Origin of the sequence: Streptomyces sp. NPDC090741, assembly GCF_044769045.1 — a bacterium.
Classification (GTDB): Bacteria; Actinomycetota; Actinomycetes; order Streptomycetales; family Streptomycetaceae; genus Streptomyces.
The window spans coordinates 179,641-200,907 of record NZ_JBIVXF010000006.1 but is presented as its reverse complement, the minus strand read 5'-3'; the positions used below and the strand labels follow the sequence as shown (position 1 = coordinate 200,907).

Below are 21,267 nucleotides of genomic sequence, written 5' to 3'. Positions count from 1 at the left end.
TTCGTGTGCGAAGACACGGCGAGCGCGAGCGAGTCGGCGCTCGACCGAGCTCGTCCCGCCTTCCTTTCCAGCACCTGCAGTGGCCCACCGGCCCCGCCCTCGTGATGGAGGGAGCTGCTGCCGCCCCCTCCGACCAGGACGGACTCAAGGCCGGTGGCGCCTTCGGGCACCCGGAGCCCGTATTTCCCGGCCTTGGAGCGGGGCGGCTCGGCTGGCATCACCCGGTCATGGGGCGATGTTCGTGGCTGCGTGGATCTGGTTGAGGTGGATGAGGATGTCGTAGGCCCGGGTGATGGCGAGGGTGGGGAGCGGGTCCTTCTTGAAGGACGAGCCGGCCTCGTAGGTGGGGCGGGGGGTGTTCAGCCAGGTGCGGCCCGCGGCGGGCAGGGCGCGCAGGTCGAGGTAGTAGTCGCGGTGGTGCACCCGGTCCAGGGTGTACTCCTGCATGTCGGGGGTGGCCGCGGGGACGGTGACCTCGTTCCAAGGGCTGCCGAGGGTGGTCGCGGTGAGGAACGAGCCGCGGCCGAAGGTGAAACCGATGGCGGCGTAGTCCCGGCCGAGGTTCTCGCGCAGGAAGGCGCCCTGGGTCGTGGGGTACATCACCGGGTCGGTGGCCAGGTAGCCCACGTGGCCGTTGTGCGCCGAGAGCAGTATCTTGTCGCCGGTTCGGCGGTGCCACCAGGCGGTGTTGTCGGCCATGACCCGGTCGCGGAGGTGCTCCGCGGCGGACACCGACGCGGGGTCGGACAGGTCGAGCGAGGTGAACTCGAAGGTCTGGGCGATGCTGCGGGCGTGCTGCTCGGCCCATTCGTAGGCGTCGCCGCCGGCCCCCTTGTCCGCGGTGACCAGGTCGAACGCCTGCTGGGCGGTGGAGGCGTTGAGGCGACGTTCGGCGACGGGCTTGCTCAGGTAGGCGAAGACGTCGTCGAGGGGGCGCAGGCCCGCGTACAGCTGCTCAAGGCGTGCGACGTTCTGGGGGTGGCTCGTGCGGACGTACGAGAGCACCCGGTCGAAGACCGCGTCGCCGAGCTTGGGCGCTCCGATGTCGTTGCCCATGAAGTGGACCTTGCGGCCGGGGTGGCGGTCGTTGTAGCGCCGCATCCAGGCGATGAGGCTGACGAACTCCTCGCGTTCCCAGGGCGATCCGGTCAGCGTCTCCTTGGCGATCCGCCGGGCGTCGCCGGGGCCGCCCTGGAGGTACTCGTCGATCAGCAGGCCGGCCGTCCAGCTCATCTCCAAGCCGAAGGTGGTGAAGCCCTTCTCCTCGACGAGGTGACTGAAGACGCGTTGCTTCATGGCGAAGAACTCGTGCGAGCCGTGGGTGGCTTCGCCCAGTCCGACCACCTTGGCGTCGCCGATCATGGCGTCCAGCGCGCGTAGGTCAGTGGTGTTGCCGCCCGGTTCCGTCGAGCGCAGGGGGTGGGCGGCGCGCTCCAGCGCGCGGAGCGCCTCGGCCTGCCCGCCTTTCGCCGCCGGAGTGGCGGGCGGGGTGGGTGTGGTGGTGGCGGAGGCCGTGGGGGCCAGCAGGGCCGTGGCCGCGAGCCCGGCCGTCGCGGCGAGCAGCCTCCGTCGGCCGATCGTTCGGTGGTGCGCGGTCATGCTGAACTCCTCGGCTCGTTCTTGTTCCCCTGGGCGGTGAAACGATCATGACCTGGGGTAGGAGCGGGCCGCGCTGGGGGCTTCCTCCGGGTTTGACCGGGGGATATCCCCCCTTGGACACTCGCACGATGCGTGACAGCGGATCGTCGTGGACCTCCTCACCCCCCGCTGGAAATGCTCCACTGCCGCACCTGCCCGGCTGACCCCCACCGGGTGCGTGCCCTCACCCTCCGTGGCGTACGCCCGGCCCGGGTCACCGGCGCGCGAGTGGACACGCAAGCGCACCGCGCGGATGTGGACCGCGTCGTCGATGGTCGACGAGGCCAGCCGTCGCCGGCACCCTTCGTGCTCGCCGATTGCCGGCCGGAACAGCGGACCATCGGAGCCTCCCCGCCGGACGGGCACAACCCTCCTCAGGGGCTGCTGCCCCAATCGCGTGAACCCGGGACCCGCCTCCCGTCGGGTCTCACCGGCGAAAAGTAGGTTGGACGCGAGCCTGCTCCGGCCGCGGACCGGGTGATCCCAGAGGAGCGAGCATGGCGACCGATGCGAATCAGCCGACCGTCCCACAGGTGACCATGACGCTCTCCGCGATCGCGGCGACCGGCGCCACCCCGCGCCCCTCGGGCGAGACCCTCGCGGAGCAGAGCACCCGGATCATCCTCGGCATCAACCGGCAACTGGCCGACGCCTCGCTCGCGACCCAGGGCACCTGGGTCCTCTGCTGGCTCGCGGTGAGTCCGGGCAACGCCAACATGGCCTACCTCGCCAAGAACACCGACGGCTCGAACTCGTTCGCCGTGGTGATCCGCGGCAGCGTCGGCAACGTGCCCGATCTGCTGGAGGACCTCGACGTCGGCACGGTGGTCCCGTTCAACCTCGTCGGGATGCCGTCCCCGGTCCCGGTCTCCAAGGGGGCGATGAAGGCGTTCACCCAGGTCGTCACCATGAGCACGGCGGGTGTCAGCCTGGCGCAGGCGCTCGGAACGGCCCTGGGGCAGGCGCAGCCGAACCCGACGGTCTACGTGACCGGCCACAGCCTGGGCGGCTGTATCGCGACCATGGTCGCCCCGTACCTGCAGACGCTCACCTGGCCCGGCGGGCGGCCGAACTTCGAGCTGCACACCTTCGCCGCCCCCACCGCCGGCGGAGAGGAGTTCGCCGCCTACGTCGACTCCCTGGAATGGCAGGCGAACGAGCGCCACTACAACATGTACGACCTGGTGCCGCAGGCCTGGAACAACCTTGTGGCGGCTCACCAGTGGTACCCGAGTCCTCCGGGCCCGGCGGCGGACGATGACGTCAAAGCCGTCATCGCGACGCTCGCCGGGCTCCCCGGTCCCAACATCTACGTCCAGCCGGGCAAGGTCGACCAGCTGAACAACACCTACGACCCCGTCGACCCGAACGTGGTGAAGCAGTCGACCCAGGACTTCATGGGCCAGGTGGCCTTCCAGCACGCCAACTCCACCTACCTGGGCCTCCTCGGCGCGCCTGACGTGCAGTCGGGTCCGGTGGTGACCATCGTCACCCCCGTCGGCACGGCCGGCGCCCCCGTCGAGATCGTCGGCAGCGGGTTCGAGCAGGGGGTCGTGGTCGACTTCGGCACGGTGTCGAGCACCAGGAATTACGTCTTCCGCGACGACGTGATGATCGCCTGGGCACCCGAGGGCGTCGGCGTGGTCGACATCCGGGTCACCAGTGGTCTGGGCACCTCCCCGGCCGTTCCGCGCGGCCAGTTCGCCTACGGCGGCCCCGCCGCCGTGCTGGTCACCGGCATCAGCCCGGACAGCGGCCGGGCCGGCGACCAAGTCCAGGTCAACGGCGTCTACTTCACCTCGGACGCCCAGGTCTACTTCGGCGACAACCTCGCCGAGCTCGTCGACTACGCCCCCGAGCAACTGCTCGTCACGGTGCCCAAGCCGACCATCGCCATCGGCAAGCCCGCGACCGTCAACATCACCGTCCTCTCGAACAGCTACTCCTCGCCCGCGAGCCCGGCGGACGAGTTCACCTACCTGGAGTGGCCCCAGCCCTGAACCGGATCCCGCCCCTGAACCGCCTCCCGGGCGGCGGGCCCGGGTCGATCAGCGGTGGCGCCTCAGCCGATGGCGGCGCTGCGGCGTTCGACCAGGACGACGTCGGGCCACCTCCCGTGGTGGCGGCCGATGCGCCGGAGCCGACCACCACCGCGACCATCCCCGCCGTGCCGATCCCCTCGACGGCCGCCCGCCGGAACAGCGGCGCGCCGGCGCTCACCCTCCACAGAACGGGTGCCGCCCCTCCTGGGCGAAGCGCAGCAGGAGCAGGGCGATGTCGTCGGTACGGGGGGCTCCGCCGCGGGCTCGGCCGATGAGGTCGTCCGCCAGCGTGCTCACCGGGTGGCGTTCGTGGGTTGCGGTGATGCGGGCGGCGACGGCCGCGATGCCATCCTCCAGATCCTCGCCCGGAACCTCGACCAGCCCGTCGGTGTACAAGGTGAGCAGGGTGCCCGGCCGGAATGGGATCTCGACGGCCGTGTACGAGGCGTCCGGGTCGATGCCGAGGAGCAGCCCGGGCGGCAGGTGGAGCATCTTCGCCGGGCCGCCGGCGTGGCGCAGCAGCGGGGGCGGGTGGCCGGCCGTGGCCAGGTGGGCGGTGCGGGCCGAGAGGTCGATGTGGGCGTACACGCAGCTGGTGAACAGTCCGGGTTCGAGGTCGGTCAGGAGCCGGTTGGCACGGGCGAGGACCTCCGCCGGGGGCTCGCCGGCGGAGGCGTGGACGGCCGTGCGGACCTGGCCCATGAGGGCGGCGGCGTTCACGTTGTGGCCCTGGACGTCGCCGACGGCGGCCGCGACGGTGGTGTCGTCGATCCGGATGAGGTCGTAGAAGTCACCGCCGATGTCGAACCCGTGAGCCGCCGGCAGGTAGCGGGCGGCTACTTCGAGGTGCGGGACGCGGGGCAGGACGCGCGGCAGCAGGCCGGTCTGCAGGCTGTGGGCGAGCTGGTGGGTGGCGTCGTAGAGGCGGGCGCGGTCCAGGGCCTGGGCGATGAGTCCGGCGAGGGAGATCAGGATCGCCCGTTCACCGGGGACGAACGTATGGGGACGCGCGTAGGCCAGGATGAGGGTGCCGATGGGCCGGCCGGACGCGATGAGCGGCAGGAAGGTCCACGCCGCCATGTCGTCCCCGATGACGACGGCCGGGAAGGCGGCCGCGAGCTCGCCCGCGTCCGCGAAGAACAGCGGCTCGCCCGTGCGCAGGCCATGGGTGCTGGCCGTGTGGACGCCGAGCGGGATGCCGTCGTAGCGGGCCATGAGCTCGGCCGTGTAGCCGCGGAAGCCGACGATGCGCAGGCGCTGCTCCTCGGCCACCAGAAGGGCCAGGGCCTGGGCGCCGAGAGCGGGGACGAGTAGGTCGGCAGCCTGGTCGACGACGTCGCGGGCGTGGACGGCTTCCGTGAGGGCGGCCGCCAGGTGCATGAGCTGGTAGAGGGCGGTGGCTCGGCTGGGTGAGGGCTCCGCGGGGACGGCTGTCGGCGGGGCGGTCGGCGGGACGGACTCGTCGGCGGCGACCGGGGTGATGCGGACACTGATCCCGGTGTCGTCCGGGTAGAGGTCGAAGCGCAGGTAGCGGCCGATCGGGGGCGCGGCGGTGAAGCTGCGCGGCAGCCGGCTGATCGCCGCGGCCCGGTAGTGGTCCTCGATGACGGGGGTGTCCATCCAGGGCAGCGCTTCCCAGGGCAGGGCGCCGCGGAGGCGGGAGACGGGTGCGCCCAGCAGCTCGGCCGCCTCGGTGGTGATGAAGGTGATCGTGCCGTTCAGATCGAGTGCGCAGCTGCCTCCGGGCAGCCGGCGGATGAAGGCCATGGCGGCGGCCGCCTCGACCGGTCCGGGCGTGGGAGGGGGAAGCGGGCGCAGCATGACCGGCTGTGCCGGCGGACGGACGGGGTGTCCGGCGTCGGCGGCCCGGCGCAGGTGGTTCGCGAGACGGCCGCAGGCCGAGTCCACGGCGTCGCGTTCCCGGTCGGTCAGGTGGGGCGCGTGGGAGCCGGGCCACAGGAGGACGAGACCGGCCCCGGTGGGCTCCGCCGCCTCGGGTGCCGGGTCGGGGACGAGCGGGGCGGCGGCGAGGGCGAAGTCGTACGGCAGGACGAGGCCGAGGCGCGGGTAGCGCCGGGCCGTCTCCTCCTGGCCGCCCAGCCAGACGAACCGCCCGTCGCGGACCGCGTCGGCCACCGGGATGGAATCGTCCACGACGACCCGGGACCAGGGCAGCGCGAACTCACGGGCAAGTCCGAGGGTCATCGCCAGGTGCAGGACGCGCCGGGCGGGGTCGGGCAGGTAGAGCATGCCGACGGACGCCCCCGCGGCCGCGCAAGCCCGGACCAGGGCCTCGCCGAGCGCCCGCTGATCGGCGCCCTCGGCGGGTTCGGCGCCCTCGGCGGGTTCGGCCCCCTGGTCACGCCCTGGAAGGTTTCGCACCCGTCCATGGTCCCCCCACACGCCGCCCGCGCGTCGGCACCGGCCCGCCCCGGCGAGCCCGCGGCGTCCGCCCGCCTCCGGCCGTGTGCGAGCGGACGGTTACCGGGTGTCACGTATGGGGGTCGAAGGGGACAGGGGCTTCGAGGCGTTCAGGGCGTCGTTGAAGCGTCCGTCGGTGATCTTGATGGTGGCGGAGTCGAAGGCCAGTCGGCGGGGTAGCCGGCGAACGAGGAGCGCACCAGCACCCGGAACCCGAACCGGGGCCGGGGTTCATCGCGCACCAGCACGACCTGCGCCGGGGCCGGTGTCGTCTGGCCGCAGCGCCAGGCGCCGAAAGATCGGGGGTGCAGATCGAGGGAGCAGCCGTGCGCGAGGAGCTCGGCGGCCCGGACCCCGTCGATGAGCGGGGTGGTGCGCTGCGCGGAGACGTCGTCGGCGGCGTGCCGGTCCCCGACGGCCTCGCGCAGCCGGGCTTCGAGGTGCGTGCGGGTTCCGGTCGGGCCCAGCCACAGCGCTGCGAACTCGGCGCCGCCCGCGAGCGTGTTGTGTCGGGCGCGTGGGCCGGTGTCGTGGCGGGACTGGCCGGGAGGAGGCGCGGGCAGGCGGGACAGCGGCAGTGCCGCCCCGCCGTCGATCTCCCCGCGCTGCCGCGGGTCTGCGCCTCGCCGTCGGCCGACCGGCCGTGGACGAGGGCTCGGTGTGGCCAGCCCTGCTCGCCGGTCCGCCATTGCCCATCACCGTGAACGACACGGCGAAGAAGGCCGCGCCGGCGGTGATGGCGCCAACCAGGTCACCGGGCCCCTGCTGGCCTCTGACAGTGGTCGCGGCGAGGGGTGGTGTTCACCGTCCGTCCGGGCCGCCGAGCGGTGCGGTGAACCGCGGCCGCCAGCCTTCCTCCGTCAGCACCACCAGCTGGACCGCGGCCGCACGGGTGCGCAGCGGCAGCAGGCTGTCGATCGCAGCGCGGACATGGGCGGCAGCTTTCGGGTTGTCTGCACCCATGGCGACCGTGACATGGGCGGCGGGCCGTGCCCCGAAGCGGCCGCTGTACGGGCGCAACCCGGGCCATTGGGCGTGGAAGGCATCGACGATCGGTTGGAGTTCGGGAACGGTGACGCCGACGAAGCCGGACGCCGTCACGAGCTCCTCCAAGAGCAGATCAGCTGCCGGAAAACTCGCCGCCAGGGAACGCACGCCCTTCTCGTCCTGACCTGTCAGTGCCGGTTCCGGCACGAACGGGTAGAGGAGCGAGACATGCGCCGGCACCCCACGACGCACCAGAGCCGGGTCGATACGCCACGCCGCATCCAGGAGCGGGGCGGCATCGGGCAGAACAATGACGACGGCAGTGGTCCCTGGCTCTGGCACGCCACCATCATCGCAGGCCGGCTACGAGACCCGACACTGTCAGACGGGGAGTGCGGGGTGGTTGGGGTCTGGCCCAAGCTGGGTGACGTGGTGTCACGGACCGTCAGGCCGGAGGACGCGCGCCGGCCCGCCTGGCGAGCTTGCCGCGGGCGTGGTGGAGGGGGCGTGGGCGGCGCCGGCCCGTTGGATGCGGCGACGTGCGCGGTGATGCGGGAGGGGCCCCAGCTCGTGATTCCGAAGAAGGCGGCCAGCGGTTCGTCGACCGCCGATCTCCTCGCCTACCCCTTCGGTCCGGGGGAGCGCGACGAGCACGTCGCCCCTCACCTCGTCGGCGGTTGGGACCCGGATCTGCCGTTCCCGGCCCGCGACCTCGGGCGGATGGCGCTCGCGGAGCCGGTCGCCGCCACCCTGGTCGCCGCCGGGATCGCCGGCCACGGTGATGATCAGGCCTGCCGGTGGATCGCCGCGCGGCACGGCGACGTTGGCCCGGCAGGACGGCCGACACCCGCGCGTGCGCGGTGACATCCTCGCGATGCATGCGGCAGCGAGAAGGGTCGAGGCCCGTTGGGGCCTCACCCCGATGGGCGGGCGAGTGGTCGTCTTCGGGGGCGGTGGGTGGCTCGGACTGGCGGGACAGGGGCAGTCCCGGCCGCGCGGGCGGCGGGCCGGCGGGCTGCTTGTGGTCCGCCGCGGCCGCGGCGGGGGAGGTCCTCGCGGGCCGGGTAGGGGCCGGGCGGACGGTGACGTATCCGTCAGGCGGCGAGGAGGACGGCGTGGAGCTCGGCCACCGAGCTGTTGCCGTACGGGCCTGGTCCTCGATGGCGAACTGGTCGTCTGGGACGCCGAAGAGAGCTGGTTGTCGTTCGAGGCGTTGCAGCGCCGGCCTGACCACTTGACCGGATCGGTGCTGGTTGCAGCGAAGGGTGCAGACGGGGCACAGTCGCTCCCTTGCACTCGCCGGACTGGCGCACGGCCGCGTGGCTGTGACGGCGGCTGGACGGCTCGGTGACCGGATCCCGGGTCCCCTCGGTCGTGCAAGGACCGGGATCCGGTCATCGTCGTGGCAGTGGGTTATTCGCCCTGGAGCTTGGTCAGGATCCACTCGCCGAGTTCCTCGGTCATCACTGTGTGTCCCTCGTTGTCACTGGCGCACATGAAGGCGTCGAGTTCGCTGTCGGCGGCGTCGATCTTGCTGTAAAGCGTGTCGTGGTCGTCGATTTCGCCGGCCGCCACTGCGCTGACGCTCGGGACGAACGTGCTCGTGTTGTAGGTGAGTTCGGCCGGCTCACCTTCGAGAAGCCCGGCCAGAAAGGCGGCGGTTCCGAAGTTTCCGGGGTGGCCCGGGAGGTTGTGCGCCTCGGGGAACAGGCCGCCCGGAGCGCCGTCGATGTCGGGCAGGCCGCTGGTGGTGATCTGGATCTCGGTGGCTCCGGCCTTCTTCAGGATGGCGACGACCTGTTCTCCCGTGTTCTGCGTGTCCAGACGGGTGCCCGTCAGCTCCTGACCGGTGGTCCGCATCGCCGTCACGCCGGCCGGGATGTTGTTTCCGGCGCCGGTGCCCGTCCCGTTTCCGACACCGAGCCGGCGTACGCCCTCCGGCCAGCCGCCGACCCGTTCGAGTTCGGCGAGGAAGTCGGTGCGGGCCCGGTCCTGGCGGGCCTCGGCGCCGACGGTACCGATGTGCCAGCGCAGCAGTTCTCGGGCGGCTGGGCTGTTGACCAGCACGGAGAAGCTGCCGAGGAGTTCGCCGAACCCCGGGATCGAGCCCCAGTTGTCCTTCACCCAGTGCGCGAACGCCTGTACCGCGATGGGCAGCCAGGCGCCGCAGTGAGGGGTGTCGTAGGAGAGATAGGTCGAGGTCTCGTGGTCGTCACCGTCGTGCTGCATCTTCGCGAGGGCGTAACGCGTGACCAGCCCACCCATACTGAAACCGCCGACCGTCAGCTTGGCGGTCCCTTCGCGGTCGTCGATCGCCTTCTTGATGCACTGGATCGCCACGCCGGCGTTGTCGAGGATGGACGCGGACCGCTCGTCGAAGCCGAGGAGAACCAGGTCGAAGCCGGCCTCCCGCAGCGAGGAGACGAAGGGGTACTCGCCGTTCTCCAGGGCGTTCCACAGGGCGTCTGGATCGCTCTTCCCGCCGGAGAAGCCGTCGGAGAGGATCACCGGCTTCCTGACCCGGCTCTGGCCGGGCGTGCTGTAGAACACCCAGGCGGTTCCCCCTTCGAGTGGCCACGTGGCGTCCCACGCGGAAGTCCTCGGGTACGCGGGCTGCGCGCCCGGCATGGCGTTGTCCCAGATGCTCACAACAGGCATGGACATGAATCCAGTTCCTCCCTCTCGTGGTGCGGCCGGGCTGCGTCACCCGTGAGGCCGCCGCTTTCAGGGCGAAAGCGGAACCTATGATTGCGAGGCTCGGATCCCGCTACCAGCGAATCCAGAACACGTCACTCTTTCGACCCGACGCCCTTTCCGTGCAGGTCACAGGGCTGACAGGGAAGAAACGATGATGCGGGTCCGAGGCCCGGGAGCATTCGGCCGGGCGCGAAATCCGGCTGAGAGACGGCTTCGAGCGCCCCCCGGCACTACGGGCGTACCGTGATTCTGGTCAGCCGTGTGCATCGACCAGAAGAAGATGACCGCGATGCGCACGGCGGTCAGTGACCGGGTGTGCACAAGGGATCCTGAGTAAGCGGGTAAGCCCCTGGCCAGCCGCCACCTCGCGGGATGTTCGGTTGTGGTTCTCGCATGACAAGTCCGCCGGAGTGCTCGCGAGGAAGGGTCTTGGCCATCATGGGACCCTCGCCCGCCCGGGACTGTTCGTCCTCGGCCGCGACGACCGGGACGGCCGGCTGCGCGCGGCCGGCCGCATGGTGTCCCTGTCAACGCTCTGCCGTGGCACCAGTCCGAACTGGCCCGCTGACCCGAGCCGGAGAGTCTCTGGCAGCCCGGGTGAGAATGAACCATGGACCGTCTGCTGCACCTCGACCGCCCGCTCGACGAGCTGGACCCACCCCGCTGGGAGCCTCCCGCCGGCGACGCGACCCATCTGGTCCGCAAGGTCCATGAGCTGCGGCGCATTCCGCTGGGCGAACTCGGTCCGGCAGATCTGCGAACCCTCATCTCGCAGCAAGTGGCGCTGGCGTACGTCCTTCCGCTCGCCGTGCGCCTGCTGCTTGAGGAGCCGCTGCTCGACGCCCACTTCTACGAGGGCGACCTCCTGCTTGCCACCGTCAACGTCCCCGCTTCTGCCTGGTCCCTGCTGCCCGACCTCGCCGCGCGGCTGCGTGCCGTGATCACGGCACTGCCGCAGGACGTCGTCGCAGGCCTGCCCCGCGGCGCCGCCGAGGAACTCACCCGATTCGTCACGCAGACCGAATCGCCTCGCTGATGAAGGCGCGGGCGAAGGATGCCCAGGCTCCGCCCCGGACTCGTGGTGGTTCATTGGTCCACCCCCGCTCGCCTGCGTCCACTCATACGGGCGGACACAGCGCTCTGTCGTGCGGCCGGACACCATCCTTGGCCCACTGGCGTGTGCGCGTGCTCGCTGTCCCTACAGGAAGGAGCCGTTCCGTGCCGCTCAGAAGGTGCTGACCAAGACCTTCACCGATCCTCGGCTCTGCGCGGCCATCATCGACCGGCTGGCCTTCGGCGGCCGCCTCATCCAGACCGGCACCGAGTCCTGCCGTCTCGCCATCACCCAAGCCCGGGCCGCAGCACAAGACTCCGGCCGCCGGCCTCGCACCCGGCCCTCTCCCGTCGATCGGCTGATCGATCACTTGGCCAGTCCTCGGGGAGAGATCATCATGTGGGGATGTCTGAGAATCAATCCTTTCCGGCACCGGCTGTAGTGCGGCTCCCTCGGTACACGAAGACAGACCAGGACGAGATCCTCGGCGACGGCGATGATCCCTTCGGTGTTGCCGCGGCCGGTTTGACCTGGCTGCCCAAAGAAGAACACTTCGGTATCAGACACGGCGGCCGGCTCGTGGCACACGCCGGCCTCCTACGGCTGCCTGTTGCGATCGGCGACGTCGGGACAGAGACAGTGGGCCTCGGTGGAGTGGCCGTGGCACCCGACATGCAGGGCCAGGGGTTGGCCCGGCGTGTGGTCACAGCGGCACTTGATCACGCTCGTACGATGGGTCCTCAGCACGCGCTCCTGTTCTGCAGGCCTCCCCTCGTGCCGCTGTACCAGCGCCTCGGATGGCACCCCCTCGACAAGGACGTACTTGTCGAACAACCCGAAAACCGGCTGGTGACCATGCCGCTGCGGACCATGGTGACGCCCCTGCGCGACGATGCGCATTGGCCTTCAGAGCCAGTGCGTCTGTTCTCCCTCCCGATGTGACGGGCCCTTCCGCGAGGGCCGTCCGGCCACGCGGCACAGGACTCACCCCTGCGACACCGGTGTCGGTTCTCGCTGACATTTTCCGACTCTTTGATCAACAAGTGCTGCCCGAACTCGGCTCTGGCACACATTCCGTGAGGGATCATGGGGCTGGCTGCCCGGGGCTCGTACGACTCCCGATCGCTGCTGGTCGTGCGACTCGTTCCGCTGGCTGGCGCGAGACCGGCAAGATCTTTCACGGAATCGATGCCAGAACCCACATCTCACCTACGCAGCCACGCCCTCTTCCGCTGTGTTCAGTGCCCGCTCGGCGTGGACGAGCTTGGCGCGTAGGTAGGTCACCACGGTGCGCAGGCGCGGCAGGTCGGGCGGGAGTTCGGACACCGCTCAGCCGCCGTACTGCGCCTGCCGCAGGGCCTTGCACGCCGCGCAGAGAGGCGAGGCCCGACCCCGTACCTCCAGGTTGACGCACCGTGGCCGGTGCCATGGGGCGCGCGGCTCCGGTCGGGCCGCCCCTTCACCAGCGAACGGCGGTGAAGTCAACCGGCCGAGGCTGCAGCAGCCGAGTGCGCTCCGCCAGTGTTCTCAACCGCCCAGTGCTGTGACCGCATTGGTTCGCCGGGTTTGTCAGCCTGCGGTTTTGAGAGGGCGTCCGCCCCAGCGGATGCCCTTCTCGCTGCGGATGCGGGCGCGCTCCTTGCGTTCGGCGGCCAGGACGTCGCGGTGACGGGCGTTTGCGTTGCGCCACCGCAGGTAGGCGTGCAGGGCCCGGGTCTGGACGGTGTGGTTCGGGTGATTCGAATTGGCGATGGTGAACTGCCTCAGCGGTCCGAAGTGGGCTTCGATCGGGTTGGCCCAGGAGGCGTAGGTCGGTGTGAAGCACAACTCGACCTTGTTCTTCTCCTCCCAGCGGCGAAGTAGTCCGGGCTGGATGCGGCCACAATGGCGTGCCCTCGACCCTCATGGATCCGGTCTCGTCGCACCCGGCGACCGGCGCGTCCGTGATCCGCGCGCGCCCGCTCGGTGAACTCGCCCAGGGCGCGCGCTGCCTGGTGGCCAGGGACGCGACCGTGCCCGGGGCTATCGGCGCGCCGAAGACCTCGCCAATCCGGCGAGGCGGGCCTTGGCCAGGAACTGCCCGCGCAACAGAGGGGCCGTTGACATGGGCTGACCAATAAGCTTCGCTGCTTTTGCCAGTTCGTCACGATAACTGGTCTCGCTACGACATTGGTTCGACCAACGGCGTAAGGAGCGAATGTGTCACTGGAATTCACCGCCCTCCACGAAGAATTTGTCGTGGAAGTCACCGGGCGGACCGGTACATTGCTGGCCGGTCGCGACGGAGACGCCATAAAGAAGGCGCTCATCACCTACTCGGTCGTCGTGATCAGAGGTCTGGAACTGGTCCCGGCAGAACAGGTGGCATTGACCCGGCTGCTCGGGACACCCGAGGTGGTAACGGACATGCGCAATCACCACCCCGAAAGCCAGGACATCTTGGTGGTCAGCAATTCGGGCGCCACCCCCGTGGTCGGAAACCGGTGCTGGCACTCGGACCGATCCTTCTTGCCCGAACCGACGCGCTACACGATGCTGCGGGCGGAGGTTGTTCCGCCGCAGGGCGGGGACACCCTGTTCGCCGACATGGTGGAGGCCTATGCGCAGTCCCCGGAATCCTGGAAGGAAGCGCTCTCCGGCGCGGTCGGTGTGCATTCCTACGACAAGATTGCCCGCCTGCGCTCCGAGATCCACCGCAAGCCCATCGAGGAGGGTTATGAGGACCTTTATCCTCCGGTACGCCATCCTGCGGTGCGCGCCCACCCGGAAACCGGTACTCCCGCGCTGTATCTGAGTGACCTGTGCCTTGACCGCATCGAAACCGAGCAGGGCACCTCCCTTCCCATTCCGCTGGACAAGCTCCACGCGCATGCCACCGACGACAGGTTCGTCTACCGTCATCGCTGGCAGGTGGGGGACGTCGTGATCTGGGACAACGCCAGGGTGCTGCACAAGGCGGACATGCGGCTGTGGGAGCTGCCGCGCGTCCTGCACCGCAGCACCACGGCAAGCCTCCCGCCTGTCCCGGCCGACGCGTACGTGCCGGACGGAACCCGCTGATGACGGCCCCATCGGATTCCCCTGGCTTTGTGGCGGAACTCCCGGCCGATGACGACCGGCGATACGATCCCGATGCGCTGCTGACGTTGTTGCGGACGTTCGCATTGGTTGTTCTGCGGGGGATGGAGCTGACTCCCGCTCAGCAGGTCGAATTGACGCGCGGCCTTGGTGAACCACAGGTGGACCCGGATACGCACAACAGGCACCCCGACCATCCCGAACTCTTCGTCGTGGACAACTCCGGTGACACGCCGGTGGTCGGAAACAATGTCTGGCACACCGATGGCTCGTTTTTGCGCCGGCCCATCAGGTACACCATGCTGAGGGCGGTCACGCTGCCGCCGTCAGGCGGCGACACCTTGTACGCGGACTCGCGGACCGCGTACGAAACCATGCCCCCACAGTGGCGAGACGTGCTGGCCGGCGCGATGGGCGTGCATACCTACGACCGCATTGCGGCCAAGCGGGCCGAGGCTCACAACAACCCCGCTGCGCTGGCAGGCAGTTCCACACATACGCCGGTCCGTCACCCGGTCATCAGGGCGCACCCCGATACCGGAGCTCCGGTTCTCTTCGTGAACGACCTCTGTCTTTCTCGAATCGAGTCCGGTGCCGGATTCCCCGTGGAACTTACCGGGGCGGACCTGATCGCGCACGCCACCCAGGACCAGTTCGTGTACCGCCATCAGTGGGCGCCCGGTGACGTGGTGGTCTGGGACAACGCCAGAGCCCTGCACCGATCGGACTTCACCGCTGCGCTGACCCGGGTCATGCATCGTACGACCACTGCGGGCGACATTCCGCGGTCTTTCACCTAGCTCTTCCTTCGATAAAAGGTGGGTGCAAGTGATTGTTCTGGGAACCAAGCCCGGCCAGCATGACGCGTGTTTCGCCCTCATCCGGGATGGAGAGCCCCTCTTCGTCTATGAGGTAGAGCGCTTCAATCGGGTCAAGCGCGCCACGTCCACAGATCTTTCGGTGCTGTTCGAAGGGCTCGCGGAGCACTCGATATCACCTGCCGACGTGGACCTCGTGACAAACTGCATGCACCCCGGTGAGTTGGAGAAGCGCAAGTCGCTGATCTCGGGGTACATGACTCCCGATAAAACTGGTGATGTACATCGCTTTCTCGACTGGCATCTTCCGTCGTGGGACCTGCTGCTGCGCGAGGGAGGCTTTCCGGCTGACCGGATCGTCAATATTCGCCACCATCTGTGCCATGTGGCCGGCGTCTACTATTCGGGACCGAGCGATGACGCGGCCATCCTCAGTGTCGACGGCGGCGGCGAGGCGGAGACCGCGATGCTCGCGCACGGTCGTAATGGCCGCATCTCCATCCTCAGGACCACTCCGCACCCGCACTCGCTCGGGCACCTCTATCAAGGTGTCACCATCTGGCTCGGGTGGGGGTACGGCGAGGAGGGGAAGACGATGGCACTTGCGGCCTACGGTGACCCTCAACGCTTCAGGCGGCAGTTGGACACGTTCATTCAGTTCGACGATGAGGGTCAGTTCCAGTACCTCCCGGCCCTTCGCCCTGGAGCGTTGCGGTACGCGTCGACAGAGATCGGGCGCATCATCCTGCCGCAACTGGTCGGGCCGGGTCGGCAGGACGGCGAGGAAGTAACGCAGACGCACCGGGACGTTGCGGCGGCCGTCCAGGCGATATGCGAAGAGATCATGCTGAGGCAGGCGAGATTCCTGAAGCGGGAAACCGGCGCGAAGACCCTCCTCCTCGCGGGCGGCGTAGGCCTCAACTCGGTCACCAACGGAATCCTTTCGGCGGACAGTGGATTCGACGATGTTGTCGCCTATCCGCAGGCAAGCGATGCGGGGACCGCGCTCGGCGGAGCGCTGTACGCGTATCACAACATCGGCGCACCCGATCAGCCGCGCCGGTGGAACATGACGCATGCGTACTGGGGCAAGAGCGTCGATCTGGAAAACCTGGACGCGGCAAGCAAGAGCTACCAGGTGAGTGGCAGGCAGTCGGATGACATCGCCGCGGATGCCGCTGACACGCTGACCGCCGGTCATATCGTCGGGTGGGTGCAAGGCAGGTCAGAGATTGGGCCGAGGGCCCTTGGGAATCGCTCGATTCTGGCAAACCCCCTCGCAGCCGGCATCAAAGACAAGGTCAATGGCGTCAAGCACCGGGAGTCGTGGCGACCCTTCGCGCCGTCGGTCCTTCGAGAGGACGTGAGCACCTACTTCGAGGCCGACGGTGACCTGCCGTACATGACCGCAGTCGCCCGCATCAGGGATGAGTGGCGCCAGCCCCTCAGCTCGATCGGTCACGTCGACGGCACCGCGCGCGTTCAAACGGTAACGGAGCAGAGCAACCCCCTCTTCTACCGATTGCTGCAGGAGTTCAAGCTGCGGACCGGAATCGGACTGCTGCTGAACACATCGCTGAATGGCCGGGGCGAACCGCTCATCCAGACATGCGAGCAGGCACTCCGGTTCTACGTGAACTCCGACCTCGATGCGATCGTCATCGGAGACCGGCTGTTCACTGACAAATCAAACGCACTCGTGGGGCAGACTCTCGTTCCCTATGTGTGGAACATCCGAAAGTTGCCGCGGACACGACTCCTGGTCGTGCCCGGCGAGCTGCCGGTCAGCAAGCATGAGCTGTTGTTCCATATCGTGCAGGACAATCCGCAAGCACGCGTTGCGGTACCCGTAGACTCGGCGGTGGCGAAAGCCATTTCGTCCGCTGGCCAGGAAAGGATCGTATCGGCGTCAACGCTTGAGCCCGGCGACATCGCGGCCGCGTACGATGCGGTGGCCTTCTACGTGCCCTTCCCCGGCGACAAGTGCGTCTTCGAGGAGGAAGTTTACTATTCTCCGCTCGCCGTTCTTTCGCGGCGCATCATGGAGGAAGCCGGCATCCCCGTGTACTGGATCGACTCCAGCGGCGATGTCAATTTCATGCGGGATTCCCTCTACGTCCACCATGAGGAAACTCCGGAACTGGCGATACCGTCCACGTACCAACGGTTCTGGACGCCCGAGGCGTGAGGTCCGCTCACGAGCCGATCCAGGACCCGGATCTACCGATCGTGGATCCGCACCACCACCTGTGGCCGGACTACTCGGTACAGGACCTGCGCGCCGATACCCGGTCCGGGCACAACGTCGTGGCCACGGTTTTCGTGGAGTGCTCCAGTAACTACTACACCGAGGGTCCGCACCATCTACGGCCCGTGGGAGAGACGGACTGGGTGGCGAGTCAGTCCGTCTCCGGTGGACTGCTCAGCGGTATCGTCGGTTTCGCGGACCTGACGTGGGATCCGTCTGAACTCGGCGAAGCCCTGGATGCGCATGTCGAAGCAGGGAAGGGCGCATTCAAAGGGATCCGCCACACGGTGGCCTGGGATGCGAATCCAGGTGTGTTCGCCAGTGCCCACAGGCCACCCCCGGGGCTCCTTCTCGACAGCGGCTTCAGGAGAGGGGCGGCCGAACTGGCGCGCCGCAGGCTCGTGTACGAGACCTGGACGTACTTTCACCAGCTCCCGGCGCTGTGCGACTTCGCCCGAGCGCACCCGGACCTCGTGGTGGTTCTGAACCATCTCGGCGGCCCGGCGGCGACCGGGCTGTACTCCGGGCGGAGGAGCGAGGTGCTCGAAGAATGGCGCGCCGGTATCAAGGCGCTGGAGGACGTTCCCCAAGTGGTGATGAAGCTCGGTGGGATCGGCATGCCCGCGTTCACCCCCGCCGAATTCATCGAATCAACCCCGATGACATCCACCAGGATCGCCGAATACTGGGGCCCGCACATCCGCTACTGCATCGACACCCTGGGCCCCGAACGATGCATGTTCGAAAGCAACTTCCCGGTGGACAGAAGGCTATGTGAATACGTCACCCTGTGGAACTCGTTCAAATTGATCGCTGCACCCTACTCACGTGCCGAGTGCGAATCCCTCTTCGCCGGTACTGCTCGTCGAACCTACGGTATTGGACCATAGAGAGGTAGCCGGGTGTGAGGGAAGTAGAAAGCCCGTACGCTTGGATGAGTCCGCGCGATGGAGATTTGATCAAGACGGTCCTGCTCAACGCGGCCGAGGGCTCAGCGCGGCAGCTTCGTGTTCTGGAATGGGGTGCGGGTCAAAGCACGTTGTCCTATACCCAAATCCTGGCCGCGCACGACCTGCCCTTCCAGTGGCTCGCCCTCGAATACGACCGCGAGTTCTTCGACACCTGCGTGGCGCCCGCACTGCTGTATCGGGCTGACACCGTCCTGCGCTATCCAGACGACGGCAGGGTCTTGCACGGACCGGTCGGCACCGGACGCGCCCATATCGAAGCGGTGTGCTGGAACCGCACCGCACTGCGCCCGTCAGAGCGATCGGCGGATCGTGAGGCAGATCTGGATGACTACGTCGATTATCCCGCCGCGACCGGCCACGGTTTCGACGTCGTCCTCGTCGACGGGCGCAAGCGGCGCCGCTGCCTGTCGGCGGCTGCGGACTTCATGGAAGCCGACACCGTCGTACTGCTGCACGATGCCCGGCACCCGCACTACCACGGCCCGCTGGACCGGTACCCGGCCTCTCGATTCATCGGCGACGACATGTGGGTCGGAGCGGGCAGCACCGCTCGGCTCGATGAGGTGCTTGCCGAGAGGGCGGCGATGACTGCCTCTCTCGGGTATCGGTGGCATGTGCGCAAGTTGATGACCGAGCGGAAGATGTTCGAGACCACCGAGCTGGAGCATCTGCTGGCCGAGCGGGGCGTCATGGTGTCCCGTGAGCAGGTCCACCGGCTGTTCACCGGCGTCCCGGAACGGCTCAACCCCAATCTCCTGGTGGCGCTGTGCGACATCTTGGACTGCCAGGTCGGCGACCTGATCGAGCCGGCGCGGCAGGCGCCTTCGCGCTCATCGGGCTACTGACCTCGCGCTTCAGGAACGCACACAGGGCCCCGCTGCCGTGGTGACGGCGGCGGGGCCCTGTGCTGTGCACGCGCGGGTGGCGCGGGTCCGACGGTTACTGCGGTACCGCGGGTGGGACGGGCCGTACGGGTGGTGCTAGGTGCTGTGACCGCATAGGTTCACCGGGTTAGGGTCTGTGCGCTTGCTGGTGCTGTGAGTCCGCTCCAGGGGTGTGACTGGCACCTCACCCGCACGGGCCCTTGGCAGAATCTCCGCGTGATTCAGAAGAAGCTCGACGCGCTCGCGCAGATGATGGACGAGTACAGGGCCATGCCGTTCCCGAACGGGTTCCGCGGCCTGGACGTTGAGGACCAGGACATGGTCATGCTCGACGCGGACACCGCTGGCTACGTCTATCGCATCCTCGATGGCCCCCTCCCCGAACCGTCCCGAGGAGGCTTGATCAGGTTGGTGGGGGTGTTCGAGAAGGTTCTTTCGGCAATCAGCGACGAGTACGCGAGCAAGTACTACACGCAGGCGCGCGACGTAGCCGCGCTGGCTGCCGAGATCGAAGTCATGCGCGACAAGTAGTCCTCTGGCGGGGAACGTTCGCCACGCTGGCGTTCGTGGCGGTTGGATGTGCGGTGACACGTCCGATCCGATCGCTGGAGGTGCGGTGGCCGAGCCTGTCCGTGTACGCAGACTGACCGATCAGGAGGGGCAGCGGCTGCAGCAGATCGTGCGCCGGGGCAGCACGAGTTCGGTGCGTTATCGGCGCGCGATGATGCTGCTGGCCTCGGCCGGCGGTAACCGTGTCCTGGTGATCGCCCAGCTGGTGCAGGCCGACGAGGACACCGTCCGGGACGTGATCCACCGGTTCAACGAGATCGGCCTGGCCTGCCTGGACCCTCAGTGGGCGGGAGGCCGTCCCCACCTGCTCAGCCCTGACGACGAGGACTTCGTCATCCAGACGGCCGCCACCCGCCCGGTCAAGCTCGGCCAGCCTTTCACCCGCTGGTCACTGCGTAAACTCGCCGCCTACCTGCGCAAAGTCCATGGCCGGACCATACGCGTCGGCCGCGAGGCATTACGCCGCCTCCGCGCCCGCCGGGGCGTCACTTTCCAGCGGACCAAGACGTGGAAAGAGTCTCCCGATCCTGACCGCGAGGCGAAACTGGACCGAATCGAGGACGTCCTGGACCGCTTCCCGGACCGTGTCTTCGCGTTCGACGAGTTCGGCCCCCTCGGGATTCGCCCCACCGCAGGCTCGGGGTGGGCTGGCCAGGGGCGCCCCGACCGGCTGCCGGCTACCTACCACCGCACCCACGGGGTCCGGTACTTCCACGGCTGCTATTCGGTCGGCGACGACCGCCTGTGGCCAATTCGAATCACCCGAACCACACCGTCCAGACCCGGGCCCTGCACGCCTACCTGCGGTGGCGCAACGCAAACGCCCGTCACCGCGACGTCCTGGCCGCCGAACGCAAGGAGCGCGCCCGCATCCGCAGCGAGAAGGGCATCCGCTGGGGCGGACGCCCTCTCAAAACCGCAGGCTGACAAACCCGGCGAACCAATGCGGTCACAGCACTTGACATCTCGTCGGCGGGCAGCCGACGGCGATCGCCGTGGCCTGGCAGAACCCACTCGAACCGGAGCCGTCCGGCCGCCCTGGCCAGTGAGGAGGCCAACTCCTCGATGGAGTACCAGGTCACACTTTCCGCGACTTCCAGATCGCCGGTGGTGCGTGACCAGTAGAAGCTGTCGCCGCTGAAGCAATACCGGTCATCTGCGAGGTAGAGCACGCTGCCCTGAGTGTGGCCGGGCAGCGGGTGGGCGGTGACCCCCTCGCTGATCTCCAAAGGTTCGAGACCGCGCATCACCTGGTCCGCGTCTGGCGCCGCATCGAGGTCGCCCTCGTGGATCCACAGCCGGGCGCCGAAATGGTCCGCGTAGCGGCGGCCGTGTGCAGCGTGGTCGCGGTGGGTGAGCAGCACATCGGTGATCGGGCCAACTGCTGCGTAACGTTCGGCGAGTTCACGACTCCAGCGCGGTGTGTCGATCATCATGACCGTGCGGGAAGGCCGCAGAAGCAAGTAGGAATTGGCCCCGGCAGTGTGTTTCGAATTGTGCCCGCACAGCAATACGCCGCTGTCCAAGGCCATCGGAAAGGGGTCGAGTCGCTGGTCCGGTCGCCCGGAAAAGGGGCGGATCGAGCGGGTGGGGCAGGCGAAGACGGCTGCGTGCAAGTCCCGCGTTTCCTTTTCACCGCGCGGCGGGCGCAGGATCTGGGACCTTCCGTCGGCCTCGCCGATCAGGTCGGGCGCGAGCTGTCGTGCGACATCGCAGTTGAAGCAGCGCTCATCCACGTACCAGTCGTCCACGGCAAGTGTCCTTCCAGGGGCAACGGCCCCCGATCGGGGCCGCCTTTCAGAGATACCCCAGCCGCGGCCGGAACCGGTAGGCCCCGCCGATCTTGTACTTTCGGCCCC

Annotated in this window: 16 protein-coding genes and 3 pseudogenes; 12 read left to right on the top strand and 7 right to left on the bottom strand. The window is 68.5% G+C overall.

What is annotated here, in order from left to right:
- Positions 1-225: 225 nt before the first annotated feature.
- A complete protein-coding gene (locus ACIQU4_RS18550) occupies positions 226-1,599 on the bottom strand; it encodes an erythromycin esterase family protein (protein ID WP_403731456.1) in 1,374 nt (457 codons plus the stop codon).
- A 536-nt stretch (positions 1,600-2,135) separates the two neighbouring features.
- On the opposite strand from ACIQU4_RS18550, the gene ACIQU4_RS18545 reads away from it, so the two are divergent.
- The gene (locus ACIQU4_RS18545) at positions 2,136-3,638 is read left to right on the top strand and encodes an IPT/TIG domain-containing protein (protein ID WP_403731453.1); all 1,503 of its coding nucleotides are present in this window, start codon (positions 2,136-2,138) and stop codon (positions 3,636-3,638) included.
- 216 nt (positions 3,639-3,854) lie between these two features.
- On the opposite strand, the gene ACIQU4_RS18540 is transcribed toward ACIQU4_RS18545, so the two are convergent.
- From ACIQU4_RS18540 to ACIQU4_RS18530, 3 genes are all read right to left on the bottom strand, one after another.
- Positions 3,855-6,062, bottom strand: a complete 2,208-nt coding sequence (locus tag ACIQU4_RS18540) for a PP2C family protein-serine/threonine phosphatase (RefSeq protein WP_403731450.1) — start codon at positions 6,060-6,062, stop codon at positions 3,855-3,857.
- Between the two features lie 149 nt (positions 6,063-6,211).
- Positions 6,212-6,790 carry a sarcosine oxidase subunit gamma family protein gene (locus tag ACIQU4_RS18535; protein ID WP_403731447.1) on the bottom strand — a complete coding sequence of 193 codons (579 nt, stop codon included), beginning with the start codon at positions 6,788-6,790 and terminating at the stop codon, positions 6,212-6,214.
- Between the two features lie 112 nt (positions 6,791-6,902).
- Positions 6,903-7,430, bottom strand: coding sequence for a 2'-5' RNA ligase family protein (locus ACIQU4_RS18530; RefSeq protein ID WP_403731444.1), 528 nt, complete (start codon positions 7,428-7,430; stop codon positions 6,903-6,905).
- Positions 7,431-7,595: 165 nt separating this feature from the next.
- Between ACIQU4_RS18530 and ACIQU4_RS18525 the strand changes: the two genes are divergently transcribed.
- The gene (locus ACIQU4_RS18525) at positions 7,596-7,952 is read left to right on the top strand and encodes a hypothetical protein (RefSeq protein WP_403731441.1); all 357 of its coding nucleotides are present in this window, start codon (positions 7,596-7,598) and stop codon (positions 7,950-7,952) included.
- A 549-nt stretch (positions 7,953-8,501) separates the two neighbouring features.
- Here the strand turns inward: ACIQU4_RS18525 and ACIQU4_RS18520 are convergent.
- Positions 8,502-9,752 (bottom strand): esterase/lipase family protein, encoded by a 1,251-nt coding sequence (locus ACIQU4_RS18520; protein WP_403731438.1) that lies wholly within the window; start codon positions 9,750-9,752, stop codon positions 8,502-8,504.
- Positions 9,753-10,395: 643 nt separating this feature from the next.
- On the opposite strand from ACIQU4_RS18520, the gene ACIQU4_RS18515 reads away from it, so the two are divergent.
- The 3 genes and pseudogenes from ACIQU4_RS18515 (at position 10,396) to ACIQU4_RS18505 (ending at position 11,781) form a co-directional block, all read left to right on the top strand.
- On the top strand, positions 10,396-10,821 hold the full coding sequence (locus ACIQU4_RS18515) for a contact-dependent growth inhibition system immunity protein (RefSeq protein ID WP_403731435.1): 426 nt from the start codon (positions 10,396-10,398) through the stop codon (positions 10,819-10,821).
- A gap of 202 nt (positions 10,822-11,023) precedes the next feature.
- Positions 11,024-11,158, top strand: a pseudogene (locus ACIQU4_RS18510) (AAA family ATPase); the annotation flags it as partial.
- 86 nt (positions 11,159-11,244) lie between these two features.
- A complete protein-coding gene (locus tag ACIQU4_RS18505) occupies positions 11,245-11,781 on the top strand; it encodes a GNAT family N-acetyltransferase (RefSeq protein ID WP_403731432.1) in 537 nt (178 codons plus the stop codon).
- 627 nt (positions 11,782-12,408) lie between these two features.
- On the opposite strand, the pseudogene ACIQU4_RS18500 reads toward ACIQU4_RS18505, so the two are convergent.
- Positions 12,409-12,699, bottom strand: a pseudogene (locus tag ACIQU4_RS18500) (IS630 family transposase); the annotation flags it as partial.
- A gap of 339 nt (positions 12,700-13,038) precedes the next feature.
- Here ACIQU4_RS18500 and ACIQU4_RS18495 point away from each other — a divergent pair.
- The 7 genes and pseudogenes from ACIQU4_RS18495 (at position 13,039) to ACIQU4_RS18465 (ending at position 20,335) form a co-directional block, all read left to right on the top strand.
- Positions 13,039-13,899, top strand: coding sequence for a TauD/TfdA dioxygenase family protein (locus tag ACIQU4_RS18495; protein WP_403731429.1), 861 nt, complete (start codon positions 13,039-13,041; stop codon positions 13,897-13,899).
- Positions 13,900-13,928: 29 nt separating this feature from the next.
- Positions 13,929-14,717: a TauD/TfdA dioxygenase family protein gene (locus ACIQU4_RS18490; protein ID WP_403731427.1), complete on the top strand. Its 789-nt coding sequence runs from the start codon at positions 13,929-13,931 to the stop codon at positions 14,715-14,717.
- A gap of 28 nt (positions 14,718-14,745) precedes the next feature.
- Positions 14,746-16,923 carry a carbamoyltransferase gene (locus ACIQU4_RS18485; protein WP_403731424.1) on the top strand — a complete coding sequence of 726 codons (2,178 nt, stop codon included), beginning with the start codon at positions 14,746-14,748 and terminating at the stop codon, positions 16,921-16,923.
- 41 nt (positions 16,924-16,964) lie between these two features.
- Positions 16,965-17,873 (top strand): amidohydrolase family protein, encoded by a 909-nt coding sequence (locus ACIQU4_RS18480; RefSeq protein WP_403731421.1) that lies wholly within the window; start codon positions 16,965-16,967, stop codon positions 17,871-17,873.
- A 65-nt stretch (positions 17,874-17,938) separates the two neighbouring features.
- A complete protein-coding gene (locus ACIQU4_RS18475; RefSeq protein ID WP_403731418.1) occupies positions 17,939-18,799 on the top strand; it encodes a helix-turn-helix domain-containing protein in 861 nt (286 codons plus the stop codon).
- Between the two features lie 255 nt (positions 18,800-19,054).
- On the top strand, positions 19,055-19,369 hold the full coding sequence (locus ACIQU4_RS18470) for a hypothetical protein (protein WP_403731415.1): 315 nt from the start codon (positions 19,055-19,057) through the stop codon (positions 19,367-19,369).
- Positions 19,370-19,454: 85 nt separating this feature from the next.
- Positions 19,455-20,335: pseudogene (locus tag ACIQU4_RS18465) on the top strand (transposase).
- Here ACIQU4_RS18465 and ACIQU4_RS18460 read toward each other — a convergent pair.
- A complete protein-coding gene (locus ACIQU4_RS18460) occupies positions 20,236-21,159 on the bottom strand; it encodes an MBL fold metallo-hydrolase (protein ID WP_403731412.1) in 924 nt (307 codons plus the stop codon). The pseudogene ACIQU4_RS18465 and the gene ACIQU4_RS18460 sit on opposite strands and share 100 nt — an antisense overlap.
- Positions 21,160-21,267 lie beyond the last annotated feature (108 nt).

Bases quoted from the DNA above. Each gene is read 5' to 3' on its own strand.
- ACIQU4_RS18545 (WP_403731453.1), top strand. From the start codon at position 2,136: ATGGCGACCGATGCGAATCAGCCGACCGTCCCACAGGTGACCATGACG.
- ACIQU4_RS18550 (WP_403731456.1), bottom strand. From the start codon at position 1,599: ATGACCGCGCACCACCGAACGATCGGCCGACGGAGGCTGCTCGCCGCG.
- ACIQU4_RS18520 (WP_403731438.1), bottom strand. From the start codon at position 9,752: ATGTCCATGCCTGTTGTGAGCATCTGGGACAACGCCATGCCGGGCGCG.
- ACIQU4_RS18535 (WP_403731447.1), bottom strand. From the start codon at position 6,790: ATGGCGGACCGGCGAGCAGGGCTGGCCACACCGAGCCCTCGTCCACGG.
- ACIQU4_RS18515 (WP_403731435.1), top strand. From the start codon at position 10,396: ATGGACCGTCTGCTGCACCTCGACCGCCCGCTCGACGAGCTGGACCCA.
- ACIQU4_RS18505 (WP_403731432.1), top strand. From the start codon at position 11,245: ATGTCTGAGAATCAATCCTTTCCGGCACCGGCTGTAGTGCGGCTCCCT.